This window comes from Pseudomonas sp. CVAP#3 (assembly GCF_018986375.1).
GTDB lineage: Bacteria > Pseudomonadota > Gammaproteobacteria > Pseudomonadales > Pseudomonadaceae > Aquipseudomonas > Aquipseudomonas helvetica.
This window is the reverse complement of sequence record NZ_JAHMSC010000002.1, coordinates 265,914-283,187: the sequence shown is the minus strand read 5'-3', so window position 1 is coordinate 283,187 and position 17,274 is coordinate 265,914. Positions and strand designations below refer to the sequence as shown.

General features: G+C 58.3%; 19 protein-coding genes. 11 read left to right on the top strand and 8 right to left on the bottom strand.

The genetic code is table 11. From position 1 onward, the window contains the following. Nucleotides 1-17: 17 nt before the first annotated feature. The 5 genes from KRR23_RS04915 to KRR23_RS04895 all read left to right on the top strand — a co-directional run bounded on the left by KRR23_RS04915 (nucleotide 18) and on the right by KRR23_RS04895 (nucleotide 4,354). Entirely contained in the window at nucleotides 18-707 is a 690-nt protein-coding gene (locus tag KRR23_RS04915) for an ABC transporter permease (RefSeq protein ID WP_103317257.1), read from the top strand. 17 nt (nucleotides 708-724) lie between these two features. Next, nucleotides 725-1,420, top strand: a complete 696-nt coding sequence (locus tag KRR23_RS04910; protein WP_145021459.1) for an ABC transporter permease — start codon at nucleotides 725-727, stop codon at nucleotides 1,418-1,420. Nucleotides 1,421-1,429: 9 nt separating this feature from the next. Continuing rightward, nucleotides 1,430-2,542 carry a succinylglutamate desuccinylase/aspartoacylase family protein gene (locus KRR23_RS04905; protein ID WP_216741593.1) on the top strand — a complete coding sequence of 371 codons (1,113 nt, stop codon included), beginning with the start codon at nucleotides 1,430-1,432 and terminating at the stop codon, nucleotides 2,540-2,542. Nucleotides 2,543-2,560: 18 nt separating this feature from the next. Beyond that, a complete protein-coding gene (locus tag KRR23_RS04900; RefSeq protein WP_019689777.1) occupies nucleotides 2,561-3,325 on the top strand; it encodes an ABC transporter ATP-binding protein in 765 nt (254 codons plus the stop codon). Nucleotides 3,326-3,445: 120 nt separating this feature from the next. Next, complete coding sequence (locus KRR23_RS04895; protein WP_216741592.1) at nucleotides 3,446-4,354, top strand: MurR/RpiR family transcriptional regulator; 909 nt, start codon at nucleotides 3,446-3,448, stop codon at nucleotides 4,352-4,354. Nucleotides 4,355-4,363: 9 nt separating this feature from the next. Here the strand turns inward: KRR23_RS04895 and KRR23_RS04890 are convergent, their stop codons facing one another. Together KRR23_RS04890 and KRR23_RS04885 are read right to left on the bottom strand one after the other, a co-directional pair. Beyond that, nucleotides 4,364-4,675, bottom strand: coding sequence for an AzlD domain-containing protein (locus tag KRR23_RS04890; RefSeq protein ID WP_024264669.1), 312 nt, complete (start codon nucleotides 4,673-4,675; stop codon nucleotides 4,364-4,366). After that, nucleotides 4,675-5,373, bottom strand: a complete 699-nt coding sequence (locus tag KRR23_RS04885) for an AzlC family ABC transporter permease (protein WP_103317265.1) — start codon at nucleotides 5,371-5,373, stop codon at nucleotides 4,675-4,677. Before KRR23_RS04885 ends, KRR23_RS04890 begins: the two co-directional genes overlap by 1 nt. 307 nt (nucleotides 5,374-5,680) lie before the next feature. On the opposite strand from KRR23_RS04885, the gene pcsA reads away from it, so the two are divergent. The 3 genes from pcsA to KRR23_RS04870 all read left to right on the top strand — a co-directional run bounded on the left by pcsA (nucleotide 5,681) and on the right by KRR23_RS04870 (nucleotide 8,080). Continuing rightward, the gene (gene pcsA / locus KRR23_RS04880; RefSeq protein ID WP_216741591.1) at nucleotides 5,681-6,400 is read left to right on the top strand and encodes a phosphatidylcholine synthase; all 720 of its coding nucleotides are present in this window, start codon (nucleotides 5,681-5,683) and stop codon (nucleotides 6,398-6,400) included. An 11-nt stretch (nucleotides 6,401-6,411) separates the two neighbouring features. Beyond that, nucleotides 6,412-6,813 carry a DUF488 domain-containing protein gene (locus tag KRR23_RS04875; protein WP_216741590.1) on the top strand — a complete coding sequence of 134 codons (402 nt, stop codon included), beginning with the start codon at nucleotides 6,412-6,414 and terminating at the stop codon, nucleotides 6,811-6,813. A gap of 235 nt (nucleotides 6,814-7,048) precedes the next feature. Next, entirely contained in the window at nucleotides 7,049-8,080 is a 1,032-nt protein-coding gene (locus tag KRR23_RS04870; RefSeq protein ID WP_216741589.1) for an NAD(P)-dependent alcohol dehydrogenase, read from the top strand. A 282-nt stretch (nucleotides 8,081-8,362) separates the two neighbouring features. Here KRR23_RS04870 and KRR23_RS04865 read toward each other — a convergent pair whose 3' ends face one another. Beyond that, on the bottom strand, nucleotides 8,363-9,163 hold the full coding sequence (locus tag KRR23_RS04865; protein WP_216741588.1) for a GNAT family N-acetyltransferase: 801 nt from the start codon (nucleotides 9,161-9,163) through the stop codon (nucleotides 8,363-8,365). 215 nt (nucleotides 9,164-9,378) lie between these two features. Beyond that, complete coding sequence (locus tag KRR23_RS04860; RefSeq protein ID WP_216741587.1) at nucleotides 9,379-10,932, bottom strand: MFS transporter; 1,554 nt, start codon at nucleotides 10,930-10,932, stop codon at nucleotides 9,379-9,381. A gap of 143 nt (nucleotides 10,933-11,075) precedes the next feature. Here KRR23_RS04860 and KRR23_RS04855 point away from each other — a divergent pair, with 143 nt between their 5' ends. After that, on the top strand, nucleotides 11,076-11,999 hold the full coding sequence (locus KRR23_RS04855; RefSeq protein ID WP_216741586.1) for a LysR family transcriptional regulator: 924 nt from the start codon (nucleotides 11,076-11,078) through the stop codon (nucleotides 11,997-11,999). Between the two features lie 78 nt (nucleotides 12,000-12,077). Here the strand turns inward: KRR23_RS04855 and KRR23_RS04850 are convergent, their stop codons facing one another. Both KRR23_RS04850 and KRR23_RS04845 read right to left on the bottom strand, forming a co-directional pair. Further along, complete coding sequence (locus KRR23_RS04850; protein WP_216741585.1) at nucleotides 12,078-12,479, bottom strand: hypothetical protein; 402 nt, start codon at nucleotides 12,477-12,479, stop codon at nucleotides 12,078-12,080. 431 nt (nucleotides 12,480-12,910) lie between these two features. Beyond that, the gene (locus KRR23_RS04845) at nucleotides 12,911-13,867 is read right to left on the bottom strand and encodes a LysR family transcriptional regulator (protein WP_216741584.1); all 957 of its coding nucleotides are present in this window, start codon (nucleotides 13,865-13,867) and stop codon (nucleotides 12,911-12,913) included. Between the two features lie 124 nt (nucleotides 13,868-13,991). On the opposite strand from KRR23_RS04845, the gene KRR23_RS04840 reads away from it, so the two are divergent. Together KRR23_RS04840 and KRR23_RS04835 are read left to right on the top strand one after the other, a co-directional pair. Beyond that, nucleotides 13,992-14,750, top strand: coding sequence for a TSUP family transporter (locus tag KRR23_RS04840; protein WP_216741583.1), 759 nt, complete (start codon nucleotides 13,992-13,994; stop codon nucleotides 14,748-14,750). Nucleotides 14,751-14,952: 202 nt separating this feature from the next. Continuing rightward, nucleotides 14,953-15,225 (top strand): DUF2790 domain-containing protein, encoded by a 273-nt coding sequence (locus KRR23_RS04835; protein ID WP_216741777.1) that lies wholly within the window; start codon nucleotides 14,953-14,955, stop codon nucleotides 15,223-15,225. 44 nt (nucleotides 15,226-15,269) lie between these two features. On the opposite strand, the gene KRR23_RS04830 is transcribed toward KRR23_RS04835, so the two are convergent. Next, entirely contained in the window at nucleotides 15,270-16,226 is a 957-nt protein-coding gene (locus tag KRR23_RS04830; RefSeq protein ID WP_216741582.1) for a LysR family transcriptional regulator, read from the bottom strand. Nucleotides 16,227-16,291: 65 nt separating this feature from the next. Next, complete coding sequence (locus tag KRR23_RS04825; RefSeq protein ID WP_216741581.1) at nucleotides 16,292-17,242, bottom strand: aldo/keto reductase; 951 nt, start codon at nucleotides 17,240-17,242, stop codon at nucleotides 16,292-16,294. Nucleotides 17,243-17,274 lie beyond the last annotated feature (32 nt).

Sequence of the window (17,274 nt, the reverse complement as noted above, 5' to 3'; positions counted from 1 at the left end):
GGGTGAGGAACTTCATCATGCTTCACGGCTACGGATCGAGCATTCTCGATGGCGCCTGGCTGTCGATCAATCTGGCTCTGAGCTCCATGGCACTGGCCATTACCCTGGGCCTGATCGGCGCGGCGTTTCGCCTCTCGCCGCTCAAATGGTTGTCGACGCTGGGCGAAGGCTACACCACGGTGATTCGCGGTATCCCCGACCTGGTACTGATTCTGCTGATTTTCTACGGCGGCCAGGACCTGGTGAATCGCATCGCCCTCGGGCTCGGCTACACCCACTACATCGACATCAACCCGTTTGTGGCGGGTGTCTGCACCATGGGCTTCATCTTTGGCGCCTACCTCTCGGAAACCTTTCGCGGCGCCTTCATGGCGATCCCGCAAGGTCAGGCTGAAGCCGGCGCAGCCTATGGCATGAGCAGCGCCCAGGTGTTCTGGCGGATTCTGGTGCCGCAGATGATTCGCTTCGCGATCCCCGGCTTCACCAACAACTGGCTGGTGCTGACCAAATCCACGGCGTTGATATCGGTGATCGGCCTGCAGGACATGATGTTCAAGGCCAAGAACGCTGCCGACGCGACCCACGAACCCTTTACGTTTTTCCTCGCGGTGGCGGCGCTGTACCTGGTGCTGACCAGTGTCTCGTTGCTGGTGCTGCGCGCACTGGAAAAACACTACTCGGTCGGCATCAAAGCCGCCGTTCTGTGAGTGGGAGCGAACTGACCATGCTCGACTACACCCTGATCTGGGAAAACCTGCCGCTGTATTTCAGTGGCGCGTTATTGACCCTCAAAGTACTGCTGATTTCCCTGGCCTTTGGCCTGATGCTGGCCGTTCCGCTGGCGTTGATGCGCGTCTCCCGCTCGCCGCTGATCAACTTCCCGGCGTGGCTCTACACCTACGCCATTCGTGGCACGCCGATGCTGGTGCAGCTGTTTTTGATCTATTACGGCCTGGCGCAGTTCGAAGCGGTACGCCAAAGCGTGCTCTGGCCGTACCTGTCCAGCGCGACCTTTTGCGCCTGCCTGGCCTTTGCGATCAACACCAGTGCCTACAGCGCAGAGCTGCTGGCCGGCAGTCTGAAGTCCACACCCAACGGCGAGATCGAAGCCGCCAAGGCGATGGGCATGTCACGCCTGACCCTGTACCGCCGCATTCTGCTGCCGTCGGCCCTGCGCCGGGCGTTGCCGCAGTACAGCAATGAAGTGCTGATGATGTTGCAGACCACCAGCCTGGCGTCAATCGTCACCCTGGTCGACATCACTGGTGCGGCGCGCACGGTCAGCTCGCGGTTCTACCTGCCGTTCGAAGCGTTCATCACCGCCGGCCTGATCTACCTGGCCCTGACCTTCATTCTCGTGCGCCTGTTCAAGCTCGCCGAACGCCACTGGCTGGCGTACCTGGCCCCACGCAAGCACTAAGGAAGTCCCATGGAACACATCCACTACGTTTTGCCCTGGAGCGCCTGCGGCACTGAACGCACGCTATCGCTGTTTCGATTTGGCAGCGGCTCGCGCAAGGCCTACATCCAGGCGTCCCTGCACGCCGACGAACTGCCTGGCATGCGCGTCGCCGTCGAGCTCAAGCGCCGCCTGCGCGAGCTGGAATTACAAGGCCGCTTGACCGGTGTGATCGAGCTGGTGCCGATGGCCAATCCAATCGGTATCGGGCAAATGTTCCAGGCCACCCATCAGGGACGCTTCGAATTCAACAGCGGCAAGAACTTCAACCGTGACTTCCCGGAACTGGCCGAAGCCGTGGCCGTGCAGTTGAAAGACCAACTGGGCGAGGATGCCGATGCCAACGTGGCACTGATCCGGCGTGCCATGATCGAGGTCATTGCCGACATGCCGCTGGCCGAATCGGAACTCGACGGCCTGCGCCGCCTGCTGTTGCAGCACGCCTGCGATGCCGATGTGGTGCTGGACCTGCACTGCGACTTCGAGTCGATCATGTTGCTGTATGCGCTGCCGCAAAACTGGCCACGCCTGCGTTCACTGGCCGCGCGCCTGGACGCCGGTGCCGTGCTGCTGGCCGAGGACGCCGGCGGCAATGCCTTTGATGAAGCTTGCGCGATTCCCTGGTTGCGCCTGGCCGAACTGTTCCCGCAGGCGAACATTCCGCTGGCCTGCGTGGCGACCACCATCGAACTGCGCGGCATGGCCGACACCGAACGTGAACCGTGCATGGCCAGTGCCGAGCAGATCCTCGGCTACCTGGCCGAACAAGGCCTGATCCGCGGCGACTGGCCAGACGCGCCAGCCACCTGCTGCGACGCAACGCCCTTCGCCGGCGCGCAATACGCCTATGCGCCACACCCCGGCGTGGTGAGTTTTCTGCAACCGCTGGGTGCTCGGGTCTCGGTCGGCGACCCGCTGTTCGAAGTGCTCGATCCGTTGACCGATCGCCACAGCGTGGTGAAGGCCAGCACCGACGGCATTCTTTACGCCCGCGAACGCCTGCGCTTTGCCCAACCGGGCTTGTGGCTGGCCAAGGTCGCAGGCTCTACCCCTATTCGCCAGGGTCGCTTGCTCAGCGACTGACTCAAGAGAATCGACACCATGAACACACTTGAAATTCAGGACCTGCACAAACGCTACGGCACCCACGAAGTGCTCAAGGGCGTGTCCCTGGAAGCCAAAGCCGGCGACGTGATCAGCATCATCGGCTCCAGTGGCTCGGGTAAAAGCACCTTCCTGCGCTGCATCAACCTGCTGGAGCAACCCAACTCGGGCAACATCCTGCTCAATGGCGAGCAGTTAAAACTGGTCGCCAACAAGACCGGCGGGCTCAAGGCCGCCGAGCCAAAACAGCTGCAACGCATGCGCTCGCGGCTGGCGATGGTGTTTCAGCACTTCAACCTCTGGTCGCACATGAGCGCCCTTGAAAACGTCATGGAAGCGCCAGTGCATGTGCTGGGCCTGGACAAGAAACTCGCCCGCGAAAAGGCCGAGCACTACCTGAACAAGGTCGGCGTGGCCCATCGCATGGGCGCTTATCCGGCGCACATGTCGGGTGGCGAACAGCAGCGCGTGGCGATTGCTCGCGCGTTGGCGATGGAGCCGGAAGTGATGCTGTTCGATGAGCCGACTTCAGCCCTCGACCCGGAGCTGGTCGGTGAAGTGCTTAAAGTCATGCAGGACCTGGCCCTGGAAGGCCGGACCATGGTGGTGGTAACTCACGAAATGGGCTTTGCACGGGAGGTGTCGAACCAACTGGTGTTCCTGCACAAAGGTCAAGTCGAAGAGCGTGGCAACCCGCGTGAAGTGCTGGTCAACCCACAGTCCGAACGCCTCCAGCAGTTTTTGGCCGGCAGCCTGAAGTAAGCCGCTTGCCGACCGTTCCGGGTGCTGCACGCCAACGGTCGGCTTCGGATACACTGGCGCGCACTCATATCAGGGGCCAGATAGGGTCCCTTCCAACCTCCTGCGGATGTTGAGCCGGTTATGCCTACTCCTTCGAAAAACACCACGGTCTACGCCGCGCCGGTCATGCGCAAACTGGCAGAAATTCTTGCCGACTTGCAGCCGTCGCTGCGCAAGGTGGCGGACTTTATCCTGCGTCACCCGCTGAAGGCCGCCACCCTGACCATCGAAGAGATGGCCCATGAAACCTCCACCTCACCGGCGGCGGTCAACCGTCTGGCCAAGGCGTTGGACCTGGGTGGTTACAGCGGCATGAAAGCCGAGCTGGTCGCAACCTTGCAGCAGATGGTCTCCCCGGTGGACAAACTGCGTAACGAGCTGGCGCACCGCCCCGGGGGTGCGTTCGGTCTGCATGAGCAAATCCAGAGCGCCACCAGCAACCTCGGCACCGCTGGCACCAACAATCACCCTGACACCTTCGAAGCCGTGGTCACCTGCCTGATCGAGGCGCGCAAGATCTACATCCTCGGGTTTGGCAACAGTGTCTACATGGCCGGTCTCGCAGCCTCGACACTGATGCCGTTCTGCGCCGACGCCACGGCGATCAGCATGGAAGGCGGCAACGAAAACGCCGCCTACCGACTGGCCGCGATTACCGATCGGGACGTGCTGCTGGCGATCTCGCTGCCGCGCTACTCCCTCGACACCCTGCAACTGTCACGTTTTGCCCATGAGCGCGGCGCGACTGTGCTGGCAATCACCGACTCCCCCGCCTCGCCCTTGACCCACATTGCTCAGCACGTGCTGTTTGCGCCGGCCGACCACCCGGTGCTGACCAGTTCCAATATCGCGGTACTGGCGCTGATCGAAGGTTTGGTCGCCGGTGTGATGGCACGTAACAAAGAAGCGGTGAAGCTGGCGACCGAACTCACCGAAAGCGTGATGAATTACCTGCACATACCCGGCAGCAGCAAAACCCCAAAAAAGTGAGACGGCGGGTCACAGCCACCAGCGCAGCAGAAAAAAGAAGCCCATGCTCAGCAGCATGCTGATCAGGGTACTGCGGGTGTAGAGCACCAGGCCGATGGCGACCAGTGAGCTGATCAGGTACGGATTGTCGTACTGCAGATTCAGTTGATGGTCGGGCATGAACACAATCGGCCCGCAGATCGCCGTGAGCATGCCCGGCACCGCAAACCCGAGAAATTGCCGCGCGTTGCTGCTCAGGCGCACGGGCAACCGTGGTTCAAGGAACACATAACGGTTGAGAAAAACCAGCACGCCCATTCCGAAAATAACCGCCCAGACCATCATGTGCGCGCTCCATAAAACTTGTTGCAGACAAACCCGGCACTCATTCCCAGCAAGCCGGCCAACACCAGCGCCGAGCCCCAGTGCCAGTAGTTGAAGAGCACCGAGCAGAACAGCGAAACCGCCACACAGACGACCGTCGGAACGTTGCGCACCACGGGGGTGATCAACGCGATAAACGTGGCCGCGATGGAAAAATCCAGACCCAGGTGTTCAAGGCCCGGAATGCTGCTGCCCAGCACAATCCCGGCGAGGGTGAAGAGGTTCCACGCCACATAAAAGGTCAGGCCCACCCCGAGGGCGTACCAGCGATTGAACTGCCGTTGGTCAAATTGGCTGGTCAGCGCGAACAGTTCATCGGTAAGCAAAAAGCCCAGCCCTACCCGCCAGCGACCTGGCAACGGCGAAACCACCGGACGCATGCTCATGCCGTACAGCAGGTGTTGCGAGGTCAGCAGCAAGGTGGTCAGCAGAATCGAGAAAATCCCGGCGCCGCCCTTGAGCATCCCGATCGCGACCAACTGCGCAGCACCCGCAAAGACAATGCTCGACAGGCCCTGGCCCTGCAGTGGAGTGAGGTTGGCCTCAATGGCCATCGAACCCGCCAACAGCCCCCATGGCGCAGTCGCCAGGGACAAGGGCATGACGGCAGCGGCACCGCGCAAGAAAGCACTGCGCGGCAATAGATTGTCAGACATAGCGCTCTACAACGAAGGAAAGGTCGCTAACTGTGTCAGCCGATCAGCCCCCTGTCTTGAACAATCTTGCGTAATTGCACATCAAGGCGCAGGCAAGTGGTTGAGCACTGGCCGGTAAAAAGTACTGCTCGATAAACATGGCAGCGACAGGAGATGGTCTATTTTTAATGGGTGTCGACTTCGGGTCGTTTGAGCGCAGGTGAACCTTATCGCCGGATAGCCGGTCGATAGGTGCAGCCTAGCCAGGTTTGCCGGTGACCCCGTCGGTAGTAGCAACTGACCCGTATCATTCGCTGGAGACGCCCCCTTGATAACGACCCGACGCATGGCCACGCTTAAAGCCTGGGGCGCCCACGGTTTTACCGCAACCGGCGTGGTGACCGCCTTCCTGGCAACCCTCGCCTTGTTCGATAACCAGCCCAGAGCCTGTCTGCTGTGGCTGGGTGTGGCGCTGATCGTCGATGGTGTAGACGGCGCGCTGGCGCGCAAGGTGAATGTGCAAACGGTACTGCCGCATCTCGACGGTTCCATACTGGATCTGGTCATCGACTACCTGACCTACGTGTTCATCCCGGCCCTGTTCATCTACCGTTACATCGACTTGCCGGCCTACACCCCGCTGCTGACCACCTCGGTGATCCTGGTCTCGTCGCTCTATTGCTTCTGCAACGTCAACATGAAGAGCAAGGACAATTACTTCCAGGGCTTCCCGGCCGCATGGAACGTCGTCACCCTGTGCCTCTACATCATTGCGCCGACACCCTGGCTGACGCTGCTGACCATTATCGGCCTGGCGCTGTTGACGGTGACCCGGATGAAGTTCCTGCACCCGTTTCGCGTGCGGCGGTTCATGCCGATCAACATTGCCGTGACGTCCATCTGGTTGCTGTGCAGCCTGTCACTGGTCCTCAACCACCCGACCGTCAACCCTTGGGTCATGGGGCTGTGGCTGGCGATGTCGGCTTACTTTCTGGGGATCTGCATCTGCCGCTCGGCCGCAGACTGGCTTGAGCGCAGTCATCATTAATGGAGGCATGAATGCCTATCCATATCGTGCAATTGGGCACGCCCCGTACACCCCATGAAGGGCTGCGCCTGGGCACCGTCCGCCGCCCACCGCGCGGCGTTCCGAAAGCCGAATTCGCCAGCCGCGACTTCTACGACACCTGGCTCCCCGTCCTGTCGCCCAGCGCAGAGCTGGTAACAGAAGCCAAAGCCGCGGAAGACGAAAAAGACTGGGAAGCCTTTCGACGTAAATTCAAGGCCGAAATGAACCACCCCGCCCCCAGCCAAATGCTGGATCTGCTGGCCGCCCTATCTCATCAAACGTCGCTGGCCATCGGCTGCTACTGCAAGGAAGAACGCCACTGCCATCGCTCGGTGTTGCGTGAGCTGTTGATTGCTCGCGGGGCACAGGTTGCAGCGCTTGAAGAGGTGTAGTTGGCTGTTTGCTTCGAGGGGCGTTTGCGGCGGGATGTGAACGGCAGAGTTCGGCCAAAAGCTGAAACACTGGCCTGACCATGATTGAACCAGGCGATGGGAGATGTATCCAGGCGAGACAGTTGAAGAGCATCTGTCGGCAACCCGGACGACGGCAAGCGATACGCTACACTTCCCTGGCTCTGCCGCGGCACCTGAGGTGCCAAACCCTTGTCTCCTGATCCGGAGGTATCCAATGAGCGCTAACAACATACTCACTTCCTTCACCGGCTGGGCCGCGACGGCGGCCGGCGCTCCACTGGAGCGCTATAGCTACGATCCCGGTCCATTGGGGGAAGAGGAAGTAGAGGTCGCCGTGGAGTATTGCGGCGTCTGCCACTCCGACCAGTCGCTGATCGATAACGAATGGGGCATCAGCCAGTATCCCTTTATTCCCGGCCACGAGGTGGTCGGCAATATCGTACGAGTCGGCACACAGGTACGCGGTCTCGAGGTGGGGCAACGGGTGGGCATTGGTTGGTACAAGGGCAGTTGCATGCATTGCTCCTCGTGTATCGGAGGCTCCCACCATCTGTGCGGCACCGTCCAACCCACCATAGTCGGCAGCAACGGAGGCTTCGCCGACCGCCTGCGTTCGCACTGGGCCTGGGCCCTTCCAATACCGAGTGGACTCGACCCGGCCATGGCAGGCCCGCTGTTCTGCGCCGGCTCGACAGTGTTCAACCCGCTGGTGGAATTCGACGTCAAGCCCACCGACCGGGTCGGCGTGGTGGGCATCGGCGGCCTCGGTCATCTGGCACTACGCTTCCTCAACGCCTGGGGTTGCGAAGTCACGGCCTTTACCTCGTCGTTGAGCAAGCAGGACGAAGCCAGGCGCCTGGGCGCGCACAACGTGGTCGCCTCGACCGACAGTAATGCACTGAAATCCATTGCCGGCACTTTGGATTTTCTGCTGGTCACCGCCAACGCCGACCTCGACTGGCCAGCCATGCTCGGAACCCTGCGCGGCAAGGGCCGCCTGCATTTTGTTGGCGCCGTGCCTGGCGCGATTCCAGTGCATGTGTTCGATCTGCTTCCCCAACAAAAGAGCGTGTCCGCCTCGCCGGTCGGCTCGCCGGGCACCACAGCGACCATGCTGGAATTCTGCGTACGCCATCAGATCCTGCCGCAGGTCGAGCACTTCCCCATGAGCCGGGTCAACGAAGCCATCGATCACCTGCGCAGTGGCAAGGCTCGTTATCGAATCGTACTGGATGCCAGCAAATGAAAGACTGGCGCGTCGGGTGACGCTCGCACGCGCCTTTGACTGCGCTACCCCCTTCGCGGGCTCAAACGGAGAAGGCACCGACTTCTCCGTTTGCCTCGCACCGTTCATCAATGGATGGTTTGGGATCATCGAGAAACTTCGGGGGGTGTAAAAAACTAAAGGGGGGGAAGCTATGGTTTAAGACGCGTTTTGTCTCGCGAGAGACATCCGCTTTGGGTCGGTTACATTCCCTCGCGACAGGCAGCAATCGGCCAAAAGCAGACGGTCCTACGCAGACATATTTCAACTATCTGCCAAGCGATATAGCGCTTGAGCGTGAGATGTCGCTAGCCCTGTACGCTGCAAATTACGGCGACTTTGCGAGCTGGGAAGCGCGGTTGCGGCGATCACAAGGCTGCCGTGCTTCTTTGCTTGCTCTATCCGGTGAGATATCAGGGCACCATGGTAGCCCAAGCCTCGTGCATTTTTTTGGGTCGCAGCCGTCCCAAGGTAGGCAACTCCATTGCTGGCCAGGTACATCAACGCTCCTGCAACAACCTGTCCATCAGCTTTAAGGACGTAGATTTTCAGACGTTCATTTGACATCAGTCCTGCGAACGAAGCCTTGCTCAACTGACGATGCTCTAGCTTGGTATGAAATCCACTCGCATGAACGACTGCGAACTCGGGAAGAGTGTGTGAGGTGGCCTCTTCGATTTCGAATGAATGGTGGTTCAAGACCACGTCCTCGATGGAGCACACGAGCTGCAGGTGCGTCCAACCCCTCAGACGCTCCAGTCGCCCCTCCCCCGCAAAAGCGTACTGTTCCAACGTCGAGGCATTCCCGATAAGAGGCGTTACGGTCGAATACTCTGCTGATTCCTTGAGCAAGCTCAACAGTGACTGGGGTCTGCCGGTGCTGTCGCCGTAGATACGATTGAACATCGGGCTAGGTGATGCCTTCACTTGAAAGCATGGAAAAGCTTCGTTGAAGAACACACGAGCACCAAAAGGGTTTCCACTTACCCGAGACAAGCTCTCAACGCGGGAATACAAATACTCGCTTTCTGCGGCCTCGATCGCATGAGCCATTCCAATATCCATGTGCATAGTCCTTATTGCGCGATTTCCAAGGAAGGTAGCGGTAAATCAAACAATACGCACCTGCAAAGATACCTGCTAATAGATAGCCTGCTTCAGCGTCCGCTTTGGGTCGTTTACAGCCTTTCGTGACAGGCTGTAATCGGCCAATGCCCGCTAGAATCAGCGGCGTGAAGTGTGTGTGTTGGGCGACATCAGGCATGGCTCCAAAACGCGTTTCAGGTACCCGATGAGAGACGTGCGGCATCGGGCGCGGATTCAGCGCCGACTTCGCTTTGGCGTCCCAGGAATAGAAAGACCACGGCGGCAGTGAACAGCGTGAACATCGCCAGCAGTTGCAACAAGGTGTTGAATCCTGCCGTATAGGCCGAGCACAGCATCGTCAACGGGATTTGGCTAGCGTCGGTACTCGCGTGCTGGATATCACCCATCACTAGGCGTTGCGCGATAGTTGAATAGTCAACAGCGGACAGTTTGACCGAGTCACTGATGCTCAGATGGTGTGCGACCAGGGCCGTCAGCACCGCAACAGTGATTGCCAGGGCGACACCTTCGCTGGCCACCCGCGTCGTGTTGAAAATACCGGCGGCCATCCCCGCCCGTTCCTTGGGGATCACGCTGATCGACAAACCATCCATCAAGCCCCAGGGCAGGCCTGTACCGATACCGGTCAGCAGCATGGCCGCGATGATCTGCCCGTGCGCGCCAACCGGGATCGCACTCATCCAGTAGAGCCCGGCCGCTGCGATCACGAAGCCAATTGCGCAGAGTACGCCCGCCGACAACCAGCGAGTTAGCGACGCGGCAATGATCGGGACAATCAGCATCGGGGCAGAGAGTGCCAACATCATCAGCCCCGCTTCAAAGGCACTGGCCCCTTCTACGCCGATAAACCTAAACGGCAGCAATACGATCAAGACGATGTAGCAATAGCAGGTGCCGATCGGCAGGATCTGTACACCGACAAAGCGCGGAAACAAAAATAGCCCCAGTTCCAGCATCGGATGTTTTGCCCGATTCTCAACAATGATAAACAGCAGCAAAAAGACCGCCGACGTTCCAAGCAGTGCATGGATGACCGGCGAGCCCCAGCCTTGCTCAGGTGCCAGGATCACCGCCGTGGTAAACATGATCAGCAGGCCGGAAAACGTCAGCACACCGGGCGTATCCAGACGCTGTGCTTGCGGGTCGCGGCTTTCGCGCATTTTCGGCAGGGCAAATATCAAGGAAAGGATGGCGAGCAGGGCCGTGAAAAGGAAAATTGCACGCCAGCCCAAGTACTCGATCAGCAACCCCGATAACAACGGACCGAAGGCCAGGCCAACCCCGAAAGTGGTGCCCAGAAGGCTGAAAGCACGAGTTCTGGCATGCCCATCAAATTCCTGCGCCAGTGCCGCCGAACCGCTGGCCAGGGCTGCCGCCGCGGCAATGCCTTGCACGCCACGCAACAGGTCCAGCCAGAAAATATCGGGGACCGCCGCCAACAGGATCGACACCAGTGCAAACAACGCCATGCCGCACATGAACAGTCGCTTGCGTCCGTAGAGGTCAGCGAGGGTGCCGGCGGCCATCAGCAGGCTGCCGAAGCTAAGCATGAAGGCATTGGTGATCCAGGCCAGTTCCGTGGGATGGGCATCAAAGGTTTGACCAATGAACGGCGTGGCCACTGCCCCGCCGGTAAAGCTCATGGGCAATACCAAGGCGGCGAGGCAAATTGCAGCCAATATGGAGTGCCGGCCATGGGCCGGCAGCGGTTCGGTAGCTGAGTTCATTAGGTGATTCCCTGCATATCTATGAAGTATCCGTGCTGTCCAGGCCGAGGCGCGCGATCGTTCGCACACTCTAGTTAGGATACAATCGAAGATAAACGGGCTTTTATTCCACTTATAGTGAACCAAAAGGATGTAATCGATCTGTGGACAGTCTTAGCGGTGTGATCTCATTCGTAAAAACCGCCGAGGCGCTCAGTTTCATCAGCGCCGCCAGGGCGTTGGGGATTTCTGCCTCGGCCGTGGGCAAAAACGTCGCCAAACTTGAGGCTTCGCTGAATGTGCGGTTATTGCACCGCAGCACCCGCAAAGTCAGCCTGACTGCGGAGGGACAGTTGTTCTATGAACGCTGCCGCAAGATCCTCGACGATCTTCAAGATGCCCGGGCGATGCTTTCCCATGCCACACAGGAACCCCGTGGAAAGTTACGCGTCAGCTTGCCCACCATCGGTTATCGCTTTCTCTTGCCCCATATGGCGCGGTTCCGCAAAGCCTATCCGGAGATTGAACTGGAACTGGACTTCAACGACCAGTTGGTGGATGTGATCGATGAAGGCTTTGACGTAGTGATTCGCAGCGGCGGCCAGGTCGACTCCAAGCTGATGGCCCGCAAGCTGGGACCTTTTAAGTTTGTCCTGTGCGCATCGCCTGACTATCTGCAGCGTAAGGGACGGCCCGTCACTATCAGTGACCTCGAGCATCACGAGTGCTTGCGTTACCGATTTGTCACGACGGGTAAAATAATGGACTGGAGTATGTCTTCGGCCCCCCAGTTCACGCAGTTACGCCTGCCAACCGCCCTGACATTGAACAACATGGAAGCCATGCTGATGGCCGTGGTGGATGGGCACGGTATCGCATTTGTCCCGGACTTCCTGGCCCGCGAAGCTATCGCCTTGGGGCACCTGGAAACGGTGCTCGACGGTCACAGCGAAGATCAAGGGCAGTTCTGGGCGTTGTGGCCGTCCAGCCGCCATCTTTCACCGAAGATCCGCGTATTCGTGGACTTTGCTGCCGAGCATCTGTTTGCCATCCCTTCCGTCGACAGACCAGCTGTAACTCGCTCATGAAGCCGGTAATCGCTGACCGTCCGTTGTGGGTCGATTGCGGGCCTTCGCGACAGGCAGAAATCGGCCAAAAGCGGTCACTCAATCACGGTTGTCGCTTTCTCCGGGTGCTATCGACAAGATCGCCCGGTATCCGTCGTCCTCAGGTGCGTATGGGATAAAACGGGTGCCGGCCTCCTTATCCAACCAAAGGCGCCCGCATCCCTTGCACTCGTAAACAGTTGTCAGTTGGCGGGCATGGATGCTGGTTAGTCGGTCTAGCAGGTAATCCGAGGCGTGAATCCAAGGCACTTCCCGGCAGACATTAGCCATTAGCGCTGTCAAATCTCCCGACTCAGCAGCGGCGACGAAGTTTTTGATCTCGCGATGGAACTCATCCCAATATATGTTTTCTGCCTCATCGCGAAGCAAGCCAGCCTTGTAGGGCAAGCTATCAGCTTGATCGACAATCACATGCCCACATTTGCAGCGGAGTTTGCTCATTTGCGGTTACACACCTATGCGTTCGATCACTTGGCTTAACTCTATCAGTGATAAGACGTGGGTCGGAAACCTTGAAACGATGTTCGCTAAATTCAGCAACCAGGTGGCGCAGGACATATTTTTTGAATGACCGCTTAGGGTCGTTAGCAGCCCTTGCTTCCAAGCCGCATTGAGCAAAGCCATCCACGCCAACCATCGAGGACCGGGTTGACCGTCTGCTTTTGGCCGTTAGCTGCCTTTCACAAAGGGCAGCTTTGGCTCAGTTGTTGCCATTGGTAATGGATCACCATCGAAAGGGGTTCAGCTGTCGATGTGCAGGGCCTCTGGGATCAGGTCGATCCAGTAAGGGGGCATGTATCGATAAACTTTGAAGATCTCTGTTTTGATTGGCTCAAGCCCCCCACACAATCGTCGCCAAACGACTTGCAGAGTCAGCCCATCCCCTGCAATCCAGTTTTGATCAGCGGTAACGCGCGTTTTCGGTCCAGGCTTTCGCCAAAGCTACGGATCACCTGCAGCAGCGACTTCACCCGCAGCGGCAGATTCCCGGCCGGGTACACCGCGTGCATCTGCGGGTTTTCGCCGCCGCTGGAGGTGAGCATGTACTCGGGACAGACCCGGAGCAGGCGCCCCGCTTCCACTTCGGGCTCTGCGACCCAGTCCGCCAGACGGGCAATCCCGACGCCCGCCAGGGCCGCCTGGAGCACCGCCACACCGGAGCTGAATCGAAATTTCGGCTGAACCCTAACGCTGACGGCCTGTTGCTCACTGCGAAAATTCCACTCCTTGAGAATCCGCGGCGCCGTATGCAGGATCAGCGAATGTGCCTCCAGCGCCTCGATGGAATCGGGCATCCCGCGCCGCTCCAGGTACCCGGGGCTCGCATACAGGTAACGTGAATAACTCCAGAGCGGAAATCCGATCAGGTCGCTGGATTGCGGAAACGAGCCGCGAATCGAGAAGTCCAGCTTGCTCTTGGCCGGGTCGATGGTTTCGTCGGTGAAAATCACATCGACGTTCACGTCTGGAAAACGCTCGCAGTACTGCGCGATCAGCCGGGGCAATACCCCGTGTCCGAGCATCTCGGGGGCGGATAAGCGAATCCAGCCGTAGGCCAGGCCGCTAAGGCCGGCCAGGTCTTCATCCGCCTCTCGTTGCAGATCCAGCATTTTGTAGGCGTGGGGCAACAAGCGCTCACCCGCCTCGGTCAAGCTCACGGCGTTGGACGAGCGATTGAACAACTTGCCCCCGACACTTTCCTCCAGGGCTTGAACGGCGCGGGTCAGCGAACTCGGGGAACGCCCCAGCGAGCGTGCTGCCGCGACAAAACTGCGCTTGCGAGCCACCGTCGCAAAGGCTTCAAGTTCCCCCAACATATCCAGTGCCATTCACCACCTCATTGCACTTTTCACAACGCGGCATTGCAACACAAAAAAAGCCGTTCCGTTAACCTTCCCGCTCAATCCACACCGCTGGACCTTCACCACTCCTTCATCGTCAGGGCCTGATTTCATGATCGATATTGTCATCCTTTGCGTGTTCGCCTTTGCTGCCGGCCTGATTGATGCGGCGGTGGGCGGCGGCGGACTGATCCAGATACCTGCGCTGTTCAACGTGCTGCCCACGGCACCACCCGCGGCACTGCTGGGTACCAACAAGGTCGCGGCCGCCTGCGGCACTGCATTCGCGGCCCGGTCTTTCGTGCGCAAGGTGGTGATTGACTGGGGGCTGGTGATTCCTGCGGCCTGTGCGGCCTTTGTCATGTCCTTCTTCGGAGCGGCCACGGTGTCGTCCGTCCCGCAGTCAGTGATCCGGCCGGCAGTGCTGGTGTTGATCGTGCTGATGGCGATCTACACCTTCTGGAAAAAGGACTTCGGCGCCCTGCACAAACCCATGCACATCGGTACCCGGGAGAAACTGCTGGCGATCAGCATCGGCGGTGCCATTGGCTTCTACGACGGACTGTTCGGTCCCGGCACCGGCAGCTTCCTGATCTTCCTGTTTATCCGCTGCTTCGCCTTCGACTTCCTGCATGCCTCGGCCTCGGCCAAACTGGTGAACATCGCGACCAACGTTGCGGCGCTGATCTTCTTCATTCCCACGGGTAACGTGCTCTACTTGATCGCCCTCCCCATGGCCGCATTCAACATCCTCGGCGCGCTGACCGGCACCTGGCTGGCGGTGCGTAAAGGCGTGCCCTTTGTCCGTGCGCTGTTCCTGGTGTTGCTGGTGATCCTGATCAGCAAACTGTCTTACGACCTGTTCGTGTGAACCTGAGCCGTGGTTCTGACTGTCCCCATAGCATTTCTATTCATGCGAAATCCGACAACAGTGTTTGTCCAATAGGCCGCTGTCTGGGAAAGGGCTAAACATCTAGCATCGTTTCTACCCGGTGAGCACATTGAATAAACATCAACGAGCTCACGAGGTAAAAACGACGCAGACCAAACCCTTGAGCGATACGGTGAACATGATGAGTATTTCAAAAATTGCGATCTTCCTTGCACTTGGCAGTTTAGGCGCCCAGGCATTTGCAGACGAGAGCCATTCAACAGCCGCGACCAGTCAGGCACCGATTGAAAGTTACACTTACGCAACAAAGCTCGACATTAAAAAAGTCATTGCAATGACAGACACTGCGGACCAATGCGGAGTGGTTCCTGTTCAAATGACCTATGAAGACTCTCATGGTCAACGGCACGTCCTTCAGTATCAAGTCATGGGAACGGGCTGTTCAAACGGTTGAGCACTGTGCGGACGATGGAGGGTCGACACTCCATACCTGCCGCGCTAGCGAGCTCGAAAGCTGTTATCTTTTCTGGCTGAACCTACGATCTCTTCATCAGATGCTAACAAGCCCGGAATGTAATCTTTAAGAAACTCTACCCATGTCTTTATTTTGGCATCCACGAACTTTCGTGATGGGTAAATGGCAAACAAGTTGAACTCTTCAAAATGATACTCCGGCAGTACCCGCACTAACGTGCCGGCCCTGAGTCCGTCGACTGCCGACGCAATCGGCTGAATACCAATCCCCATCCCATTCGTTATGGCAACAGTCATGGCGTCAGCAGTGTTGACGTGAAACGGCGACAATGGAACGTTGACGGTCTCCACGCCTTCGGGCCCCTCAAATACCCAGTTTTCAACCGGCATTACCGTATTAACAATTCTCAAACAATCATGTTCGCCAAGCGATCTCGTGGAATCAGGAATTCCGCGTTTCTTCAGGTACGCGGGCGAGGCGCAGAGAATGCTGTACGTGATGCCAAGCCGCTGAGCGACAAATCCTGAATCAGGTAGATCCCGCGCTAAAACAATCGAGATGTCATAGCCCTCTTCCAGCAAATCAGGCAGCCGATTGGTCAGTGTCAAATCAAACATTACCAAGGGATAAATCTCTCTATACCTGGCAATGGCTTTGATCACGTAATGATTACCGACGGCTCCCATCGCGTGAATCTTGAGCCTGCCAGCGGGCATGACCTGGGCGGTACCTGCTTCGTCTTCGGCCTCACGCACCTCCTCAAGAATTTTCTCGCAGCGCTGCAAATAGCGCACACCTGCCTCGGTCAACGCCAGGCGTCGGGTCGTGCGGTTAATCAGACGTGTTTGAAGCCTGGCCTCCAGACTGGAGACCGCTTTGGAAACGTTAGTTGTGGTGGTGTCCAATAGCTCAGCCGCCGCCGTAAAGCTGCCGCTCTGAGCAACAGCAACGAAAAAACGCATGGTCTGGAAAACGTCCATTGCTTTCACCTCTGGGGGGATAAAAAGGGGTGGCCCTGCAGAAGACCGCCCCCCCTTGTCGCGCGTTACTTCTTGCCCGGAATAAATCCGGGCACACCGGTTTCCACCACCGAGTTGAATCGTACCCGGGTCGTAATATCTTCCTTGATTTCAAGCATGGCCCTGTGAGGCAGAGTAGAAATCGCAAAGTTTTCCTGGATATGGCTCAACGTTGCAGAAGTCGTCAGGAAAGCCACGCCACGTTGTACGGACCAGGCCAATGCAACTTGAGCCGGGGTCTGTTGCAAGCGCCGGGCGACGCCTGTGATCACCGCATCTTCCAGTACGTTCGGCTGCATGCCATGCCCCAGTGGTGCAAACGCAAGGACGACAATTCCATGCTGCTGACAAAACTCGAGCAGTTCCCATTCGGGCAGATAAGGGTGAGATTCAACCTGCACCACGGCAGGTTTTATCCGGGCCACTGCCACAATTTCTTTTAATGCCTGCAGTGTGATGTCGGATAACCCGATGGACTTGCACCGACCCTCATCCACCAGACGCTCAAGTGCTCGCCAAGTCTCGATTAATGTCACGCCCGAGTCGTAAATGATTCCCCCCTGCTCGTCTCTTGGTTCCTGGTCTTCGCCCGGTTGAAAGGCGAAGGGTGTGTGGATGAGGTAGCAATCGATGTAATCCACTTGAAGTCGTTGGCAGCTGGCTTCAAAAGCCGGCAGAATCCGCTCGGGGCGATGGTTGGTGTTCCACAGCTTTGTGGTAATAAACAGGTCTTCGCGCCGGACCTTACCAGTCTCCAGGAATTCCTTGATGGCCACACCGACCTTGTCTTCGTTTCGATAGCGCTCTGCACAATCGAAATGGCGAAAGCCTGTTTCCAGTGCGTGCTTGACGGCTTGTGTGGTCACGCTCAGATCCCGGAACAGCGTGCCAAATCCAACGGCTGGCATCGCACCCGATCCTTGGACAATCGGGAACTTTGTATCGCGAAGTTCATCGTGAAACGCTTCGTATGACATGTCTTTACTCCGATGTCTGGGGCCACAGCCGC